The sequence below is a fragment of the Azospirillum doebereinerae genome, from assembly GCF_003989665.1.
In the GTDB taxonomy this organism is placed as follows: Bacteria; Pseudomonadota; Alphaproteobacteria; order Azospirillales; family Azospirillaceae; genus Azospirillum; species Azospirillum doebereinerae.
Genome location: NZ_RZIJ01000011.1, coordinates 179918 through 198974, shown reverse-complemented (window position 1 = coordinate 198974; position 19057 = coordinate 179918). Strand labels below are relative to the sequence as shown.

Below are 19057 nucleotides of genomic sequence, written 5' to 3'. Positions count from 1 at the left end.
CGCCGCTCAGGAGGCCCGCTCCGCCGCGCGCTGGCGCAAGCCCCGCTCCAGCCGCCCGGCCTCGCGCACCAGCACCGGAAGAAGGGCGTTGGCCTGCGCCCGCTCGCCGTGGCGGCAGGACACCTCCAGCCGCCACGCCAGATGCATCACCCCCATGCCGCCGAAGCTGCCGGCCATGCTGGACAGGTCGTGCGCCTCGCCGGCCAGCGCCCGCAGATCGACCTCGCCCGCCGCCGACTGGCTGATGACGGCGGCCAGACGGTCGAGCCGTTGGGTCACATCCTCCAGGAAGCTGTCGACGATCATCGACAGGCTGTCGGCGCCGACGCTCGCCTCCAGATCCGACAGCACCGTTTCGTCGATGGCCTCGTCGACGCCGGCCGCCCAGGCGTGCCGTGCCGCGCTCAGTTCGGCGACCGGCGGCTCCGGCGCCGCATCCGCCGCCGGGAACCAGCGGTCGAGCGCGGCCAGCAGCGCCTGCCGGTGGATCGGCTTGGTGATGTAGTCGTTCATCCCGGCGGCGAGGCACTGGTCGCGGGTGCCCGGCATGGCGTCGGCGGTCAGGGCCACGATGGGCACGGAGGCGCGCGGGCCGTCCAGCTCGCGGATCGCGCGGGCGGCGTCCAGCCCGTCCATCCCCGGCATCTGCACGTCCATCAGGATCAGATCGATGCCGCCCGCCGCCGCCAGGGCCAGGGCCTGCTCGCCGTCCTCCGCGACCTCCACCGAATAGCCGAGCCGGCGCAGCAGCGTCGTGGCGAAGAGCTGGTTGGTGCGGTTGTCCTCGGCCAGCAGGATGCGGCCGGACCGCGTCTGCGCCGCCGGCTGGGCCTGCTCGGGCGGGGCCGGCGGGGCGTCCGGCGTCAGGCCGAACAGCCCGGACAGGCAGGTGGCGAGCGCGGTCAGGCGCAGCGGCTTGGTCAGGGTCGCGTCGGCCAGCCCGTCCGGCCGCCCTCCCGCCCCCTGCCCCGCCCCCAGGGACGTGACCAGCACCCGCTTGAGCCCGCCCAGTTCGGGCCGCTCGGCGATGGCCGCGAGCAGCGCCTCGCCGCTCATCACCGGCATGGTGTGGTCGATCAGCGCCACGTCGAACAGCCGTCCCGCCGCCGAGGCCCGGTCCAGCGCGTCGAGCGCGTCCATCGCGCCCTCCACCGCCACCACCTGCGCGCCCAGCCCCTCCAGCATCGAGGAGAGGACGCGCCGGTTGATCGCCAGATCATCGACCACCAGCGCCCGGCGCCCGACCAGCGGGCAGTCGGCCGGCGAGACCTCCTCGGCCCCCAGCGCCAGCGGCAGATCGACCTGGAAGCGGCTGCCGAGGCCGACGGTGCTTTCCACCAGGATGCCGCCGCCCATCAGCTCCGACAATTGCCGGCAGATCGCCAGCCCCAGCCCGGTGCCGCCGTATTTGCGGGTGATCGATCCGTCGACCTGCTGGAACTTGTTGAACAGGCTGGGCAGCGCGTCGGCGGGGATGCCGATGCCGGTGTCGGTCACCGTGGTCCGCATCACCAGATGGCCGTCGCCGGCCTCCACCGCCTCCAGCTCCACGGTGACGCTGCCTTCATGGGTGAACTTGACGGCGTTGCCGACCAGATTGACCAGGATTTGACGGATGCGCGTCGGGTCGCCGATCAGGGTGCGGCGCAGCAGCGGGTCGATGAAGAAGCCGATCTCGATGTCGCGTTCCCGCGCGCGGGGCGTCAGAAGCTCCACCACCCCCTCCACCAGATCGGCGGGGTCGAAGGGCAGCGCCTCGATGGCGACCTTGCCGGCCTCCAGCTTGGAGAAGTCGAGGATGTCGTTGACGATGGTCAGCAGGGCGTTGGCGGAGCTGCGCACCGCCTTGGCGAACTGGCGCTGCTCGTCGCTCAGCGGGGTGTCGAACAGCAGTTCGGTCATCCCCATGATGCCGTTCATCGGCGTGCGGATTTCATGGCTCATCGCGGCCAGGAAGTCCGATTTGGCGTGGGTCGCCGCCTCGGCGGTCGACCGGTGCAGGTCGGCGTCCTCGCGGGCGGCGTCCAGCCCCTCGGCCAACGCGCACATGTCGGCGGCCTGACGCTGCAACTCCTCCTCGGAGCGTTTGCTGCGGGTGATGTCGGTGCGGGTGACGACCAGCGCGCCGTTCGCCGCCCGGTTCGCCGCCAGCCGGATCCAGCGCCCGTCCGCCAGTTCCCGCTCGAAGGGCGGGCCGGGGTTGCGGTGGCGCTGCGTCTCGGCGCGCAGCCACGCCTCGTCGCCCGGATCGCCCGACGGCGCGCGGCCGAACTCGCCGTTGAGCACGCCGGCGCGCAGGATCGCGTCGAGCGCGGCACCCGGCACCAGCAGCGGCGCCGTCAGCGGGTGCGCGTCGCGGTAGGCCTGGTTGCACAGGATCAGCCGGTCCTCGGCGTCGTACATCACCAGCCCGTCCGGGGTCGCGTCGATGGCGGCGCCAAGAGCCTGCCGGGCCAGGGTCAGCTCCGCCTCGGCCCGCTCGCGGCGCAGCACCTCGCGGCGCAGGTTCAGCTCGTCCACCACCAGCCGCGCGAGCTGGGCCAGCGTCTCGGCGTCGCGCTCCTCGAAGGGGCGCGCGTGGGTATCGGCGACGCAGAGCGTGCCGAGCCGCTCGCCGTCGGCGATCAGCGGCGCCCCGGCGTAGAAACGGAGATGCGCCTCCCCGGTCACGGCGGGATGATCGGCGAAGCGCGGGTCCTGGGAGGCGTCCGTCACCACCATCACCGCGTCGCCGAGGATCGCGTGGGCGCAGAAGGCGAGATCGCGCGGCGTCTCCGTCACGTCGCCCAGCCCGACGCGGCTCTTGAACCATTGCCGGTCGCGGTCGATCAGCGACACCAGCGCGATCGGGCAGCGCATGACGTGCGAGACCAGCTTGGTGATCGTGTCGAAGCCCGGTTCCGGCTGGGTGTCGAGCACGCAATAGCTGTCCAGAACGGCTTGGCGGGCCGCTTCGGTCGGCGGCAGGGGGGCGGCGGTCACACCGCGGTCTCCTCGGTCGAGCGCCATTGCTGGAGCTTGCGGTAGATGGTCGACGGGCTGATCTCCAGCATCAGGGCGGCGCGCGGCACGTCGTCGCCGGTCAGGCGCAGCGCGCGGCGGATCATCTCCTTCTCGACCTGCCACAGCGGCACCACCGTGCCGTCGTCGGGGAACAGGCCGCCGGCCGCCGACGGACCGGGGGAGGGGGCCGGCGCGCAGGGCGCCGCCGGGGGGGCCGCCATGCGCGCCGGCAGCATGTCCGCCGTCACCCAGGTCCCGTCGTGCAGCACCACCATGTTGCGCAGGACGTTCTGCAACTGCCGCACGTTGCCCGGCCAGTCGTAGCCGCGCAGCCGCGCCTCGACCTCCGGCGCGAAGGCGGTGAAGCTCTTGCCCTCCTCGCGGACGTAGTCGGCCAGCAGGGCGCGGGCGATCTCCACCACGTCCTCCCCCCGGTCGCGCAGCGGCGGCAGGGCCAGCGGGATGACGTGCAGGCGGTAGTAGAGATCCTCGCGGAACCGCCCGGCCTGCACCTCGGCCAGCGGATCGCGGTTGGTGGCGGCGACGATGCGCACGTCCACCCGCGCCTCCTGCCCGCTGCCGACCGGCGTGACGGCGCCGGTCTGGACGAAGCGCAGCAGCTTGGATTGCAGGTCGACCGGCATCTCGCAGATCTCGTCGAGGAACAGCGTGCCGCCGTCCGCCAGCGTCGCCGCCCCCGGCCGGTCGCCGGTCGCCCCGGTGAAGGCGCCCTTCACATGGCCGAAGATCTCGCTTTCCAGCAGGTCCTTGGGGATGGCGGCGCAGTTCAGCGCGATGAAGGCGCGGTCGCGGCGCGGGCTGGCGCGGTGGATGGCGTGGGCCGCGACCTCCTTGCCGGTGCCGCTCTCCCCGGTGATGAAGACGTTGGCCCGGCTGGTAGCCACGCTCTCGATGGTGCGGTAGACCGCCTGCATCTCGTCCGAGCCGCCGATGAAGCCGTGGAAGCGGTCGCGGTCGAGATCCTTGCGGTAGCCCTCGACGATGCGGGTCAGCGCCCGGCGCTCCAGCGCGTTGCGCAGCGTCAGGTTCAGCCGGTCGGCGTTGAACGGCTTCACGATGAAGTCGAAGGCGCCCAGCCGCATCGCCTCGACCGCGAGGTCGATGGAGCCGTGGGCGGTGACGATCACCACCGACACGCCGGGGTCGCGCTCCTGCAGGGCGCGCAGCACGTCCAGCCCGTCCATGTCGGGCAGCTTGAGGTCGAGGATCACCGCGTCGGGCGGCCGGGACGCGGCGGACGCCAGCGCGTCGCGCCCCTTGGCCACGTGGACGACGTCGAGCGGTTCGCCGCGCAGGAACTCGATGTAGAGTTTGGCGAGCGGAACCATGTCCTCGATCAGCAGGATCCGGCGCTTCTTGGGCGGTGCGTGCATGCTCATCGGTCGGCCGTTTCGCTGGCGTTGAGTGTAGCGCGCCCGGCGGTGTCCCGCCAGACCGGGCCTATCGTCGCCCGATCACCCCGCCGTGTCTATCAGGTCCGTCCGCCCGATCCGCCGCAGCGACACCTCCAGCCGGGCGTCGTTCTCGCGGATCTCGCGCAGGGTCTTCAGCGTGTATTCGACATGCGCCTCGGCCGCCGCGTGGGCGCGCACCGGGTCGCCGGCCAGCACCGCGTCGGCGATCTCCAGATGCTGGGCCAGCAGCAGGTCGCGCACGCCCTGGCGCGAATAGAGGTCGGCGCGGTTGTAGAACACGTCGTTGCGCAGCATCTCGGACAGGGTCCGCATGATGTGCAGCATGACGATGTTGTGCGCCGCCTCGTAGATCGCCAGATGCAGGTCGGCGTCGGAATCCGCCTCCTCCGAGCTGTCGTCCTTGCCGTGGGCGGCCTTCATGCGGGCGACGATGCCGCGGATCTGCGCGTGGTCGAGGTCGGTGGCGCGCTGGGCCGCCAGCATCGCCGCCTGCGCCTCGATGGAGCGGCGGAACTCCAGATAGTCGAAGGTCGTCTTCGGGTTGTTCTGGAGCAGCGCCACCAGCGGGTCGCCGATGTGCGACAGGAACTGCGCGATGTGGGTGCCGTTGCGCCCGGTCACCAGCAGCCCGCGCTCCTCCAGCTTGGCGATGGCGTCGCGCAGCGAGGGGCGGGACACGTCCAGCTTGGCCGCCAGTTCGCGCTCGGCCAACAGCTTTTCGCCCGGCCTCAGCGCACCCTCCAGGATCAGCTTTTCCAGATGCTCGGCGATGGCGTCGGCCAGCTTGGCGGGTTTGATCGTCCCCTGCATTGGGTCGGCGGTCCTTCTGCGCGTTCGGGTGTCTTAATACCCCATGGATTCCAACGGCGTCCACTGCCGCCGCGTCATGCCACCCCCACCCCCCTACCAAAGTGCACCGCGTCCTCAATGATTTTACCGTTGCACGGTCTGGTCAAATCTTTTATCCAACGCTGGTCATATGAACAAGAGACGCCCAAACAATGGCGGCCGGTGAAGGATTCTGTCCCGAACCACCGCCGGGTCAAGGGCGTCCATGCGTTCTGGGGAAAGGACGGACCCGCCGAGACGGCGTTCCGCGCCGTCGCCTTCGGGTGGCGGCGAACGCTGGCGCCTTGCCGGACGGCAGGCGCCCGACGACCGGACTCATCCCCGAAAATTCTAGGTCTGGAAACCCACGCCCCCCGCGAAGGAGGCCTTCGGATGAGCTGGTCACGCGTCCACGTCCCAATCACCGGCACGGCTTTTCCCGTGCCGCTTGCGTCGTTGCCGTGTCTGGCCGCAGCGCTGACGGTTGCCCCGGGTTTCTGATCACGCCGCCGTCGGGTCGCCGGTGCGGTCAAACTTGAATGGAAGAAAAAAATGCAACCTTGGATGCAAGTCTATGATCCGGCGGGGAACCTCTGGGTCTCGGCGCTGGTCGCCGCGCTGCCGATTATCTTCTTCTTCGTCGCCCTGGCCTTCCTGCGGATGAAGGGGCACGTCGCCGCCACCATCACGGTCGCCATCGCGCTGCTGGTCGCCATCGTCTTCTACAAGATGCCGCTCGGCATGGGCTTCGCCTCGGCCGTCTACGGCTTCCTGTACGGGCTGTGGCCGATCGCCTGGATCATCGTCGGCGCCGTGTTCCTCTACAAGGTCACGGTCAAGACCGGGCAGTTCGACATCATCCGCTCGTCGGTGCTGTCGATCACCGAGGACCAGCGCCTCCAGATGCTGCTGGTCGGCTTCTCCTTCGGCGCCTTCCTTGAGGGTGCTGCGGGCTTCGGCGCGCCGGTCGCCATCACGGCGGCGCTGCTGGTGGGGCTGGGCTTCAACCCGCTCTACGCCGCCGGCCTCTGCCTGATCGCCAACACCGCCCCGGTGGCCTTCGGCGCCATGGGCATCCCGATGATCGTCGCCGGTCAGGTGACGGGCCTCGATCCCTTCAAGATCGGCCAGATGGCCGGCCGTCAGCTTCCGCTGCTCGCCACTTTCGTGCCGTTCTGGATCGTCTTCATCATGGACGGCGTGCGCGGCGTGCGCGAGACGTGGCCGGCGGTGCTGGTGGCGGGCCTCTCCTTCGCCATCGGCGTGTTCTTCACCTCGAACTTCATCGGCCCCGAGCTGCCCGACATCACCTCGGCCCTGTTCAGCCTGGTCTGCCTGACGCTGTTCCTCAAGGTGTGGAAGCCCAAGCGCATCTTCCGCTTCGAGAACACCAACGTCATGGGCGCCCCGGCGGCGGCCTCCGTCGGCGCCATGGCCACCCCGGCCTCCGCGCTGGCCGGCGGCACCGGCGGCGCCTACACCACGGGTCAGGTGATCAAGGCGTGGTCGCCCTTCCTGGTCCTGACCGCCATCGTCACCGTGTGGAGCCTCGCGCCCTTCAAGGCCCTGTTCGCCAAGACCGGTGCGCTGGCCTCGACGGTGCTGTACTTCCCGGTCGACGGCCTGCACCAGCTGGTGATGCGCGTCGCCCCCATCGTCGCCTCGCCCAAGCCCTACGACGCGGTCTACAAGCTGGACCTGCTGGCGGCCACCGGCACCGCGATCCTGCTGACCGCCATCGTCACGGTCGTCTTCCTGCGCATGAAGCCGGCGGCGGCGGTCTCGACCTTCGGCGAGACGATCATGGAGCTGCGCCGCCCGATCTACTCGATCGGCATGGTGCTGGCCTTCGCCTTCATCGCCAACTACTCGGGCCTGTCCTCGACGCTGGCCCTGCTGCTGGCCGGCACGGGCAGCGCCTTCCCGTTCTTCTCGCCGGTGCTGGGTTGGCTCGGCGTGTTCCTGACCGGGTCGGACACCTCGTCCAACGCGCTGTTCTGCGCCCTCCAGGCGACCACCGCGCAGCAGCTCGGCCTGTCGGACATCCTGATGGTCACCGCCAACACCACCGGCGGCGTCACCGGCAAGATGATCTCGCCGCAGTCCATCGCGGTGGCCTGCGCCGCCGTGGGGCTGGTCGGGCGCGAGGCGGACCTGTTCCGCTTCACCCTCAAGCACAGCCTGTTCTTCGTGGCGATCATCGGCGTGATCACCGCGCTCCAGGCCTACTACTTCCAGTGGATGATCCCCTGATCCTCCGCGTCTAGAGTCTCCTGACTGCGGTCGGACGGGTTCCCCCCGTCCGACCGGCCTTTTCCTTGAAGCCACCTCATCCAGCCGAAGGAAGACCGATGCTGCCCGTCCCCTACGAGCGCGTGCTGACCGAGCTGCGGGCGTTCATGCCCGAGGCCCGCCTGATCACCGATCCGCTGCGGACGCTGGCCTACGGCACCGACGGCAGCTTCTACCGCCTCATTCCCAAGATCGTCGCCATCGTCGAGAGCGAGGAGGAGGTCGTCGGCCTGCTCCGCGTCACCCGCGCGCACCAGGCGCCCGTCACCTTCCGCGCCGCCGGCACCAGCCTGTCGGGGCAGGCGGTCAGCGACAGCGTGCTGGTCCTGCTGGGCGACCATTGGCGCGGCTGCGCCATCTCCGCCGACGCCGCGACGGTGACCCTCCAGCCCGGCGTCATCGGCGCCGAGGCCAACCGCAAGCTGGCGCCGCTCGGCCGCAAGATCGGTCCCGACCCGGCCTCCATCGCCACCGCCAAGATCGGCGGCATCGCCGCCAACAACGCCAGCGGCATGTGCTGCGGCACCGCGCAGAACAGCTACCGGACGCTGTCCTCGATGCGGCTGGTGCTGACCGACGGCACCGCGCTCGACACCGGCGACGCGGTCAGCCGCGCGGCCTTCTGGCGCAGCCACAAGAGCCTGCTCGACGGCCTGAACGAGCTGGGCGCGCGGACCCGCGCCGACGAGGCGCTGGCCGGGCGCATCCGCGACAAGTTCCGCATCAAGAACACCACCGGCTACAGCCTGAACGCGCTGGTCGACTACGAGGACCCCGTCGACATCCTCCAGCACCTGCTGATCGGGTCGGAAGGCACGCTGGGCTTCATCTCCACCATCACCCTGAACACGGTGCCCGAGCACGCCCACAAGGCGAGCGCGCTGCTGTTCTTCCCCGACATCGCCGAGGCCTGCCGCGCCGTCGCGCTGCTGAAGGCGACGCCGGTCTCGGCGGTGGAGCTGATGGACCGCGCCTCGCTGCGCTCCATCGAGGACAAGCCGGGCATGCCGGCGCAGATCAAGGGCTTCGGCCCCGACGTGGCCTGCCTGCTGGTCGAGACCCGCGCCGAGAGCGTGGCCGCGCTGGACTCCCAGTTGGCCGCGATCGCCGCCGTGCTGGCGACGACGGTCACCATCGGCGACGGCGCCTTCACCACCGACGCCAAGGCCTGCGAGGGCTTCTGGAAGATCCGCAAGGGCCTGTTCCCGGCGGTCGGCGCCATCCGCGAGTTGGGCACCACCGTCATCATCGAGGACGTGGCCTTCCCGCTGGAGCGGCTGGCCGAGGCGACGGTTGAACTCCAGGCGCTGTTCGTCAAGCACGCCTACCACGAGGCCATCATCTTCGGCCACGCGCTGGAAGGGAACCTGCACTTCGTCTTCACCCAGGCCTTCGACACCGACGCCGAGATCGACCGCTACCGCCAGTTCATGGACGACGTCTGCACCATGGTGGTGAAGGGCTACGATGGGTCCTTGAAGGCGGAGCACGGCACCGGCCGCAACATGGCCCCCTTCGTCGAGATGGAATGGGGTCCGCAGGCCTACGGCCTGATGAAGGAAATCAAGGCGCTGTTCGATCCCGAGGGGCTGCTGAACCCCGGCGTCATCCTGAACGGCGACCCCGAGGCGCACCTCAAGAACCTCAAGCCGATGCCGCCGGCCCACCCGCTGGTGGACACCTGCATCGAGTGCGGCTTCTGCGAGCCGACCTGCCCGTCGCACAAGATGACGCTGTCGCCGCGCCAGCGCATCGTCGGCTGGCGCGAGATTTCCCGCCTGACCCGCGACGGCGCCGACCCGGCGCGGCTGGAAGCGCTGAGCCAAGCCTACGACTACCAGGGCATCGACACCTGCGCGGCCTGCGGGCTCTGCTCCACCGCCTGCCCGGTCGGGATCGAGACGGGGCTGCTGGTCAAGGCGCTGCGCGGCCAGAAGCGCGGCGCCGTCGCCCAGAAGGCCGGCGATTTCGTCGCCGACCACATGGGCGGCGTGCTGGGCATGGCGCGCACCGGGTTGCGGCTGGCCGACCTCGCCCGCCGCGTCGTCGGACCGGATGCCGTCAGCGCCGCCGCCCGCACCCTGACCGCCGGCCATCTGCCGGGCCTGCCGCGCAACATGCCCAAGCCGGTCGGCTTCACGCCGCTGCCGGGCCACGTCTCCCTCCCCGACGCGCCGGCCGTGGTCTACATCCCGAGCTGCGTCAGCCGCACCATGGGTCCGGCCGCCGAAGACCCGGAGCAGACCCCGCTGCCCGAGAAGGTCGAGGCGCTGATGCGCAAGGCCGGCTTCCGGGTGATCTACCCGGAGGAGCTGTCGTCGCAATGCTGCGGCATGTCGCTGGAGAGCAAGGGCCTCGCCGCCCAGGCCGACGCCAAGGCCGACGCGATGCTGGCGGCGCTGGCCAAGGCCAGCAACAACGGCGCGCTGCCCATCGTGATGGACACCAGCCCCTGCGCCTTCCGCCTGAAGAAGCGGCTGACCGAGGGCGGCCTGAAGATCCTCGACATCGCCGAGTTCCTGCACGTCCACGCCCTGCCCCGCCTCGACATCGTCAAAAGCGCGGAGCCGGTCGTCCTGCACCTGACCTGCAGCACCCGCCGCATGGGTCTGGACGCCACGCTGACCGCCATCGCCAAGACCTGCGCCACGCAGGTGGTGGTCCCGGAGGACGTCGGCTGCTGCGGCTTCGCCGGGGACAAGGGCTTCTCGACGCCGGAACTCAACGCCCACGCCCTGCGCCATCTCAAGAAGGATGTGCCGGCGGGCGCCAAATCCGGCTACTCGACCAGCCGGACCTGCGAGATCGGCCTGTCGGACCACGCCGGCCTGCCCTACCGCTCCATCGTCTACCTCGTCGACGCCTGCTCGCGCCCCAAGACGGCGGTGCCCGCCACCACGCGCACGCCCGAAGCCGCCTTCTGACAGGATTCTCAAGATGACCCAGCCAACCCCGCCTCGGCCGAGCCCAACCCGCCCGAGCAAGGTCTATTTCTTCGGAACCTGTCTGGTCGATCTGTTCTTCCCCGACGCCGGCATGGCCGGCATGGATCTGCTGAAGGCCCAGGGCCTGACCGTGGTCTTCCCGCAGGGGCAGAGCTGCTGCGGCCAGCCGGCCTACAACTCCGGCTACCGCGCCGACGCCCTCAAGGTCGCCCGCGCCCAGCTCGACCTGTTCCCCGGCGACCTGCCCATCGTGGTGCCGTCGGGCTCCTGCGCCGGCATGATGAAGAAGCACTGGCCCCACCTGTTCCACGGCGAGCCGGACGAGGCCAAGGCGGTGCAGGTGTCGTCCCGCGTCTGGGAACTGACCCAGTTCCTCGTCCAGGTCCTCGACGTCAAGCTGGAGGACAAGGGCGAACCGGTGCGGGTGACGTGGCACGCCTCCTGCCACGCCCAGCGCGAGATGGGCGTGGTCGAGGAACCGAAGGCCCTGCTGCGCCAGCTCGCCAACGTCGAGCTGGTGGAGTTGAAGCGCGAGAAGGAATGCTGCGGCTTCGGCGGCACCTTCGCGGTGCGCCACCCGGAGATCTCCGCCGCGATGGTCGGCGACAAGGTCGACGACATCGAGCAGACCGGGGCCAAGCGGGTGGTGTCGGGCGACTGCGGCTGCCTGTTGAACATCAACGGCGCGCTGGAGGGCGGGCATAAGCCGGTCCAGGGCCAGCACATCGCCCAGTTCCTGAAGGAGCGCCTCCATGGCTGAGCATCACGGAACGGAAGCGCCGGTCAACTTCGCCGCCGCGTCGAAGGCGGCGCTGCTCGACCCGCAGCTTCGCGGCAACTTCCGCCGCGCCATGGACGGCTTGATGACCAAGCGCGCCGTCCAGTTCGCCGACGCCAAGGAATGGCACGACATGCGGGCGCTGGCGGCCAGCGTGCGCCTGCGCGCGCTCTCCAAGCTGCCGGAGCTGCTGGAAAAGCTTGAGGCCAACTGCACCCGCAACGGCATCCAGGTGCATTGGGCCTCGACCACGGACGAGGCCAACGCCATCGTCCTCGACATCATGAAGCGCGTGGACGCCAAGCTCGCCGTCAAGGGCAAGTCGATGGTGACCGAGGAGATGCACCTCAACGCCTTCCTCGAAGAGCACGGCATCGAGGCGCTGGAGGCCGATCTGGGCGAGTACATCGTCCAACTCGACGGCACCATGCCCTCGCACATCATCATGCCGGCGATCCACCTGAACACCAAGCAGATCGCCCACCTGTTCAAGCGCAAGATCAAGGAGGCGGAGAGCATCGAGGACGCCGCCTACCTGACCGGCCTCGCGCGGCGCATCCTGCGCCAGAAGTTCATGAACGCCGACGTCGGCATGTCCGGCGTCAACGCGGCGGTGGCCGAGACCGGCACGCTCTGCCTGATCGAGAACGAGGGCAACGGCCGCATGTGCACCACGGTGCCGCCGGTCCACATCGCCTTCATGGGTCTGGAGAAGGTGGTCGAAACGCTGGAGGACGTGCCGCCGGTCATCAGCCTGCTGCCGCGCTCGGCCACCGGCCAACCGATCACCACCTACGTCAACATGATCACCTCGCCCCGCAAGGAGGGCGAGTTGGACGGCCCGCGCGAGATCCATCTGGTGATCCTCGACAACGGGCGGTCCTCGGTCTACGCCGACGCCGAGCTGCGCGACACGCTGCGCTGCATCCGCTGCGGCGCCTGCATGAACCACTGCCCGGTCTACACCAAGGTCGGCGGCCACGCCTACGAAGCGCCCTACCCCGGCCCCATCGGCAAGATCCTGGTGCCGCAGATGGAGGGCTTGGCCAAGCGCGGCGAGATGCCCCACGCCTGCACCATGTGCAACGCCTGCGTCGAGATCTGCCCGGTCAAGATCCCCATCGTCGAGATCATGGGCCGGCTGCGCGTCGAGGCGGTGCGCCCCGGCGACGCGGTGAAGGATTCCGGCGCCCAGGCCAGCAAGACGGAAGCGATGGTGTGGAAGGGCTGGGCGGCGATGAACGCCTCGCCCATGGCCTACAAGATCGCCACCATGGCGATGAGCAAGCTCGGCAACGCGGCGCCCACGGGGCTGCCGCTGCTCAAGGAATGGACCAGCGTGCGGACCAAGCCGCGCTTCGCGTCGCGCACGCTCCACGATCTGGCCCGCGAGAAGGGGATCCCCGATGTCTGACGCCCGTTCCGCCATCCTGGCCAAGCTGCGCGCCAGCCGCGACGCCCACCCGATCACCCCGCCGCCGTCCGACACCACCGTGCTGGCCGACAAGCGCTGGGCGCCGGAGGAACGCCTCCCCCGCATCCGCCGCCTGATGGAAGCGGTCCACACCGAGTTCCTGGACGCGACCGAAGCGGATTGGCCCGCCGTGGTGCGGGAGTTCCTGGCGCGGGAAGGCGCGACGACACTGCTGTACGCGCCGGGAACGCCGGATGGGAAGACGTTGGCGGCTGCCACCAGCCCTCTCCCGCCCCGGGAGAGGGAGGGGACCCATGCGGAGCATGGGGAGGGTGAGGGGCTATCGGAACATGATTCCAACCCCACGCCCGACAGCCCCTCACCCTTCCCGCTTCGCGGGCCCCTTCCCTCTCCCGGGGCGGGAGAGGGAGTGCACCTCATCCCCTACGACCGCCCGGTCGAGACCTTCAAGGAACAGCTCTTCGAGGGCATCGACGCCGGCCTCACTTCCACGCTCGGCGCCATCGCCGAGACCGGCAGCCTGATCCTGTGGCCGAGCGCGCAGGAACCGCGCCTGCTCTCGCTGGTGCCGCACATCCATGTGGCGCTGCTGCGCGCCGACGCGCTCTACGACACCTTCTGGCAGGCGATGCGCGACAACCGCTGGGCCGAGGGCATGCCGACCAACGCGCTGCTGGTCTCCGGCCCCAGCAAGACCGCCGACATCGAGCAGACCCTCGCCTACGGCGTCCACGGCCCCAAGCGCCTGATCGTCGTGGTGATCGCGTGAGCGGCGCCCGCCCCCACACCGGGGAGCCGCCGGCCCGGCTCTACGAGGCGATCCTGCACCTGCGCCGGCTCGGCCATCAGGTGCGCAAGCACGAAAACGGCGCCCGCCAGCATGTGCTGGATGGCGCCGTCGTCAGCGAGGCGATGCTGATGGAACTCGCCATGACCCGCTTCCGCCGTACGGCACGGGCCAAGGCGATGTAAAGGGTTCAGGCCGTGCGGACGGCGCCGCTGGGCTCGCCCACGGCGGCCGACGACTTGCGGCCGTAGCGGTCCACCGTCAGGCCGTCCAGGTCGATCTCGGTCTTGCGGCCGCCGACCGCGTCGGCGACCAGACGGCCCGAGCCGGCGGCCATCGTCCAGCCCAGCGTGCCGTGGCCGGTGTTCAGGAACAGGTTGCGCACCGGCGTCGGGCCGACGATCGGCGTGCCGTCCGGCGTGTTGGGGCGCAGGCCGGTCCAGAACTCCGCCTTCGACAGGTCGCCGCCGCGCGGGAACAGGTCGCTGACCACATGGTCGAGCGGCCCCCGGCCGCGCGGACGCAGCGTCAGGTCGAAGCCGGCCAGCTCCGCCGTGCCGCCGACGCGGATGCGGTCGCCCAGCCGGGTGACGGCGACCTTGTGGGTCTCGTCCATCACGGTCGATTCCGGGGCGCCCGAGGCGTCGGTGATCGGCAGGGTCAGCGAATAGCCCTTCACCGGGTAGACCGGCAGGTCGAGCCCGAAGCGCTTCACCAGCTTGGGCGAGTAGCTGCCCATGGCGACGACGTAGCTGTCGGCGGTCAGCGTGCCCTGGTCGGTGACGACGCCGGTGACCTTGCGGCCGTCGCTCTCCAAGCCACGGATGGTGACGCCGTAGCGGAATTCGACGCCGCGCTTGGCCGCGAACTCGGCCAGACGGTTGGTGAACAGGAAGCAGTCGCCGGTCTCGTCGCCCGGCAGCAGCAGCCCGCCGACCAGCTTCTCCTTCACGCCTTCCAGCGCCGGCTCGACGGCGCCGAGGCCGTCGCGGTCGTGCAGGCTGAAGGGAACGCCGTAGCGCTCCAGCACCGCCATGTCGTAGCCGGCGGCGTCCAACTGCTTCTGGGTGCGGAAGACCTGGAAGGTGCCCTTGGTGCGCTCGTCATAGGCGATGCCGGTCTCGGCGCGCAGGGCCTTCAGGCAGTCGCGGCTGTATTCGGCGATGCGGACCATCCGGCTCTTGTTGAGCTGGTAGCTGGTCTCGTTGGCGTTCATCAGCAGCTTCAGGCACCACGACCACAGCGCCGGGTCCAGCTTGGGCCGGATGACCAGCGGCGAGTGCTTCATGGTCATCCACTTGATGGCCTTCAGCATCAGCCCTGGCGCCGCCCAGGGGGCGGAGTAGCCCGGCGAGACCTCGCCCGCGTTGGCGAAGCTGGTCTCCAGCGCGGGGCCTTCCTGCCGGTCGATCACCGTCACGTCATGGCCGGCGCGCGCCAGATAATAGGCGGTCGAAACACCGATGACGCCGCTGCCCAGAACGATGACCCGCATGTGACTGGCTCCCGAGGATGGAGGACTCTCTTGGGAGGCTGGTTAGCAAGCGGGATGCCAAGTGGGGGGATGGCGGAAAGGCTGGGGTTTGGGGGAGAGGTAGGAGGATTTGAGTGTATGCAAATGTTTACAGAGGCAGGACTTTTGAAAGGGAGTGGAAAAATTTCCACTGTTCTCCAATGACTTGTAGCGGCTGTAAAGATTTTGATACGCTGTATGAAATTCGGTACAGTGGTTGTTGCCGTGCCCCCTCCCTAACCCTCCCCCGCCTTCGGCGGGAGAGGGGACTGCCGCCGAACGCCGACAAGGATCCGGCCCCCTCTCCCGCGAAGCGGGGGAGGGACGGGGAGGGGGCATCGGAGCCGACACCGTTTCACCCCCCGAGGCCCCATGCGCATCGAGGTCACCTTCGCCGACCGGGTCGGCATCGCCCACGAGATCCTCGCCGTGCTGGCGCTGCGCCGCCTGAACGTCACCGGCGTCGAGGTCGATCCGCCCCACATCCACATCGACGCCCCCGGCCTCGACCCCGCCACCCTCCCCGCGCTCGGCGACTCCCTGCGCACCGTCGCCGGCGTGCAATCGGTCTCGGCCATCGACATGCTGCCGGGGACCCGGCGGCGGCTGCATCTGGACGCGCTGCTGGCGGCCCTGCCCGACCCGGTGCTGGCGGTGGACGGCGCCGGCCGCGTCGTCGTGGCGAACGCCGCCGCCGCCTCGGTGGCGGGCCTCCCCGAAGGCCGCCTCGCCGGGACCGACCTCGGCACGCTGCTGGGCGACCCCGGCCTGACCCGCGACCTGATCGAGGGCGGCTTCCGCCTCGCCAACCGCGAGGCGACGCTGAACGGCCAGCCCTTCCTGATCGACGTGACCCCGATCATCGACGTGGAGGACACGGCGGGCGGCCCCCAGGGCGCCGTCCTGACTCTCTTCACCCCGTCGCGGCTGGGCGAGCGGCTCGACGCCCTCCAGAACTTCGGCGAGGGCGGTTTCGAGACGATCCTCGGCGACTCACCGCCGGTCCGCGGCCTGAAGGCGCGGGCATCCCGCGTCGCGGCGGTCGAGGCGCCGCTGCTGATCCTCGGCGAGACCGGCACCGGCAAGGAACTGGTCGCCCACGCCTGCCACCGCGCCAGCCCGCGCGCCGACAAACCGTTCCTGGCGCTGAACTGCGCCGCCGTGCCGGAGAACCTCGCCGAGAGCGAGCTGTTCGGCTACGCGCCCGGCGCCTTCACCGGGGCGCAGCGCGGCGGCAAGCCCGGCCTGCTGGAGCTGGCCCATGGCGGCACCGTCTTCCTCGACGAGATCGGCGAGATGTCGGCCTACCTCCAGGCCAAGCTGCTGCGCTTCCTGAACGACGGCAGCTTCCGCCGGGTCGGCGGCGAGCGCGAGCAGAAGGTGGACGTCCGCGTCGTCAGCGCCACCCACCGGGCGCTGGAGGCGATGGTCGCCGCCCACGCCTTCCGCGAGGATCTGTTCTACCGCCTCAACGTGCTGACGCTCCAGGTCCCCCCCTTGCGCGAGCGCGGCGACGACATCCTGCTGCTGGCCCGCCACTTCATCGCGCGCGCCTGCGCCCAGGCCCGCCGCCCGCCCTGCCGCCTGACCGGGGCGGCGGCCACGGCGCTGCTCGCCAACCGCTGGCCCGGCAACGTCCGCCAGTTGGAGAACGTCATCTTCCGCGCCGTGACGATGAGCGACGGCGCCTTCCTCGACACCCCCGACCTGGAGCTGGCCGGCGCCCGCATGGCCCCGGCCGAGGACGGCGTTTCGGCCCCGCTGGACGAGCCCGCCGACTGGGAACACGCGGTGGAGGGCTTCGAGGGAGCGCTGCTGCGCCGGCTCTACCCCCGCTTCCCGTCGAGCCGCAAGCTGGCGGCCCGGCTCGCCACCTCGCACACGATGATCGCCAACAAGCTGCGCAAATACGGCATCCCGGACCGCTGAGGCGATCGGCCGCACGGAGAAAGGGGCATCCTCCCGCCGTTTCGACCACGGACAATCATCGCCGTGTCACAGGAAAGGGTGTAAAAGACGCTGCACCTGCGAAGCCAAGAAGGAACAAGGGACCATGACCGAGACAACCGCCATCCAGACCGTCGGCATCATCGGCGCCGGCACCATGGGCAACGGCATCGCCCAGATCTGCGCGGCGGCCGGCCTGACCGTGGTGATGACCGACATCTCCGACGAGGCCGTCGCCCGTGGCCTGAAGACCGTCGGCGGCAGCCTCGACCGTCTGGTTAAGAAGGAGAAGCTGACGGCCGAGGCCCGCGAGGCCGCGCTCGCCCTCATCACCGCGACCACCGACACGTCCAAGCTGGCGTCCTGCGACCTCGTGATCGAGGCCGCGACCGAGAACGAGACGCTGAAGGTCAAGATCCTCAAGGATCTCTGCGCCATCGTGAAGCCGGACGCGCTGATCGCGACCAACACCTCGTCGATCTCGATCACCAAGCTGGCGGCGGCGACCGACCGTCCCGACCGCTTCATCGGCATGCACTTCTTCAACCCGGTGCCGATGATGGCGCTGCTGGAGCTGATCCGCGGCCTTCAGACCTCGGACGCGACCCTGGCGACGGCGGAAGCCTTCGCCAAGCGCGTCGGCAAGGCGCCGATCACCGCCAAGAACAGCCCCGGCTTCGCCGTCAACCGCATCCTCTGCCCGATGATCAACGAGGCGATCTTCGCCCTCCAGGAGGGCATCGCCAGCGCCGAGGACATCGATTCCGGCATGAAGCTGGGCTGCAACCACCCGATCGGCCCGTTGGCGCTGGCCGACCTGATCGGCCTCGACACCATGCTGTTCGTGATGAACGTCTTCTACGACGGCTTCAACGATCCCAAGTACCGCCCGGCCCCGCTGCTGAAGGAAATGGTCGACGCCGGCCACCTCGGCCGCAAGACCGGCAAGGGCTTCTTCGACTACGCGAAGTAAACGCCTGAGATCCCCTCTCCCGCCCCGGGAGAGGGTGGCCCGAAGGGCCGGGTGAGGGGCTATCGGGCGTGGTACGAAATCCATGTTCCGATAGCCCCTCACCCTTCCCGCTTCGCGGGTCCCTTCCCTCTCCCGGGGCGGGAGAGGGCAAAACTCACGTCCCCGCCGCGACCTCCTGCAAATATTCCAGGAAGGCCCGTTCCGCGCGGTTCAGCTTGCCCTGCTCGCTCCAGATCAGGTGGATGTTCACCGGGGCGATGCCCTCGTAGGGCGGCAATTCCCACAGCAATCCGTCCTCCACGTCGCGCGCCGCGATGTGTTCGGGCAGCGGGCCGATGCCCAGGTCGCACAGGATCATCCGCCGCACCTCCTCCAGATTGGCCGAGGACGCGACGACGCGGCCGGCGAAGCCCTCCCGCGCGCGGAACAGAGTCAGCGGCGACAGCGCCCCGTCGATCTGGTCGGAGGTGAAGGACACGAAATTCTCGTGCCGCAGTTCCGCGATGTCGATGTTCTTGCGCCCGAACAGCCGGAACTCCGGCCCGCAGTAGAGCCGGTAGGTCTGGCGCAGGAAGACCATGCTCGCCAGCCCCGGAATCGGCTCCCGCAGCAGGCAGATCGCCATGGCGCCGATCCGCTGCTGCAAGGCGATGTGCGCGTCGGCCGAGGCCATCACGTCGATGCGGAAGGTCACCTGCGGGTAGAGCCGGTGGAACTCGCGCAGCGACTGGTCGAGCCGCGCCGTCTGGATGCGGCTGGTCATCAGGATGTGGACGTGGCCGCTGACCCCGTCCTTGGCGTCGCGCACCAGCGCGCCCAGCCGCGACACCGTGCCGTGGATCGACACCGCCTCGTCGTAGACCTGCTCCCCGGCGGCGGTGACGGCGAAGCGCCCGTGCCCCCGGTCGATCAGCGAACGGCCGAGCTGCTCCTCCAGCCGCTTCAGCGCGAGGCTGACCGCCGGCTGCGTCAAAAACAGGCGGACGGCGGCCTTGGTGATGCTGCCCTCCTGCACGATCACCATGAAGGTGCGCAGCAGGTTCCAGTCGAGCTGCTGCCCCAGACGGGCCAAAGCCTGACGTTCCGCCTCGGTCTCGTTCACCGCACTCCCCTCCGGTCG

Annotated in this window: 13 protein-coding genes; 8 read left to right on the top strand and 5 right to left on the bottom strand. The window is 69.8% G+C overall.

The window, feature by feature from the left end:
- Positions 1-6: 6 nt before the first annotated feature.
- From EJ913_RS15600 to EJ913_RS15590, 3 genes are all read right to left on the bottom strand, one after another.
- Positions 7-2982: a hybrid sensor histidine kinase/response regulator gene (locus tag EJ913_RS15600; protein WP_244939371.1), complete on the bottom strand. Its 2976-nt coding sequence runs from the start codon at positions 2980-2982 to the stop codon at positions 7-9.
- Positions 2979-4403, bottom strand: a complete 1425-nt coding sequence (locus EJ913_RS15595) for a sigma-54-dependent transcriptional regulator (protein WP_244939370.1) — start codon at positions 4401-4403, stop codon at positions 2979-2981. Before EJ913_RS15595 ends, EJ913_RS15600 begins: the two co-directional genes overlap by 4 nt.
- A gap of 75 nt (positions 4404-4478) precedes the next feature.
- Entirely contained in the window at positions 4479-5249 is a 771-nt protein-coding gene (locus EJ913_RS15590) for an FCD domain-containing protein (RefSeq protein WP_126999436.1), read from the bottom strand.
- A gap of 570 nt (positions 5250-5819) precedes the next feature.
- Between EJ913_RS15590 and lldP the strand changes: the two genes are divergently transcribed.
- The 6 genes from lldP (at position 5820) to EJ913_RS15555 (ending at position 13689) form a co-directional block, all read left to right on the top strand.
- On the top strand, positions 5820-7520 hold the full coding sequence (gene lldP / locus EJ913_RS15585) for an L-lactate permease (RefSeq protein ID WP_126999434.1): 1701 nt from the start codon (positions 5820-5822) through the stop codon (positions 7518-7520).
- A 98-nt stretch (positions 7521-7618) separates the two neighbouring features.
- Positions 7619-10483, top strand: coding sequence for an FAD-binding and (Fe-S)-binding domain-containing protein (locus tag EJ913_RS15580; RefSeq protein WP_126999432.1), 2865 nt, complete (start codon positions 7619-7621; stop codon positions 10481-10483).
- 13 nt (positions 10484-10496) lie between these two features.
- A complete protein-coding gene (locus tag EJ913_RS15575; protein WP_126999430.1) occupies positions 10497-11264 on the top strand; it encodes a (Fe-S)-binding protein in 768 nt (255 codons plus the stop codon).
- Positions 11257-12696, top strand: coding sequence for a LutB/LldF family L-lactate oxidation iron-sulfur protein (locus EJ913_RS15570; protein ID WP_126999428.1), 1440 nt, complete (start codon positions 11257-11259; stop codon positions 12694-12696). Before EJ913_RS15575 ends, EJ913_RS15570 begins: the two co-directional genes overlap by 8 nt.
- Positions 12689-13486, top strand: coding sequence for a LutC/YkgG family protein (locus EJ913_RS32520; RefSeq protein WP_238520639.1), 798 nt, complete (start codon positions 12689-12691; stop codon positions 13484-13486). The genes EJ913_RS15570 and EJ913_RS32520 overlap by 8 nt, the downstream gene beginning before the upstream one ends.
- Positions 13483-13689 (top strand): hypothetical protein, encoded by a 207-nt coding sequence (locus tag EJ913_RS15555; protein ID WP_126999426.1) that lies wholly within the window; start codon positions 13483-13485, stop codon positions 13687-13689. Before EJ913_RS32520 ends, EJ913_RS15555 begins: the two co-directional genes overlap by 4 nt.
- Before the next feature lie 5 nt (positions 13690-13694).
- Here the strand turns inward: EJ913_RS15555 and EJ913_RS15550 are convergent, their stop codons facing one another.
- A complete protein-coding gene (locus EJ913_RS15550) occupies positions 13695-14999 on the bottom strand; it encodes a D-amino acid dehydrogenase (RefSeq protein ID WP_126999424.1) in 1305 nt (434 codons plus the stop codon).
- 390 nt (positions 15000-15389) lie between these two features.
- Between EJ913_RS15550 and EJ913_RS15545 the strand changes: the two genes are divergently transcribed.
- Both EJ913_RS15545 and EJ913_RS15540 read left to right on the top strand, forming a co-directional pair.
- On the top strand, positions 15390-16946 hold the full coding sequence (locus EJ913_RS15545; RefSeq protein ID WP_126999422.1) for a sigma 54-interacting transcriptional regulator: 1557 nt from the start codon (positions 15390-15392) through the stop codon (positions 16944-16946).
- 4 nt (positions 16947-16950) lie between these two features.
- Positions 16951-17937 carry a 3-hydroxybutyryl-CoA dehydrogenase gene (locus EJ913_RS15540; protein WP_338019078.1) on the top strand — a complete coding sequence of 329 codons (987 nt, stop codon included), beginning with the start codon at positions 16951-16953 and terminating at the stop codon, positions 17935-17937.
- 154 nt (positions 17938-18091) lie between these two features.
- Here EJ913_RS15540 and EJ913_RS15535 read toward each other — a convergent pair whose 3' ends face one another.
- Positions 18092-19039 carry a LysR family transcriptional regulator gene (locus EJ913_RS15535; protein ID WP_126999418.1) on the bottom strand — a complete coding sequence of 316 codons (948 nt, stop codon included), beginning with the start codon at positions 19037-19039 and terminating at the stop codon, positions 18092-18094.
- Positions 19040-19057: the final 18 nt, after the last annotated feature.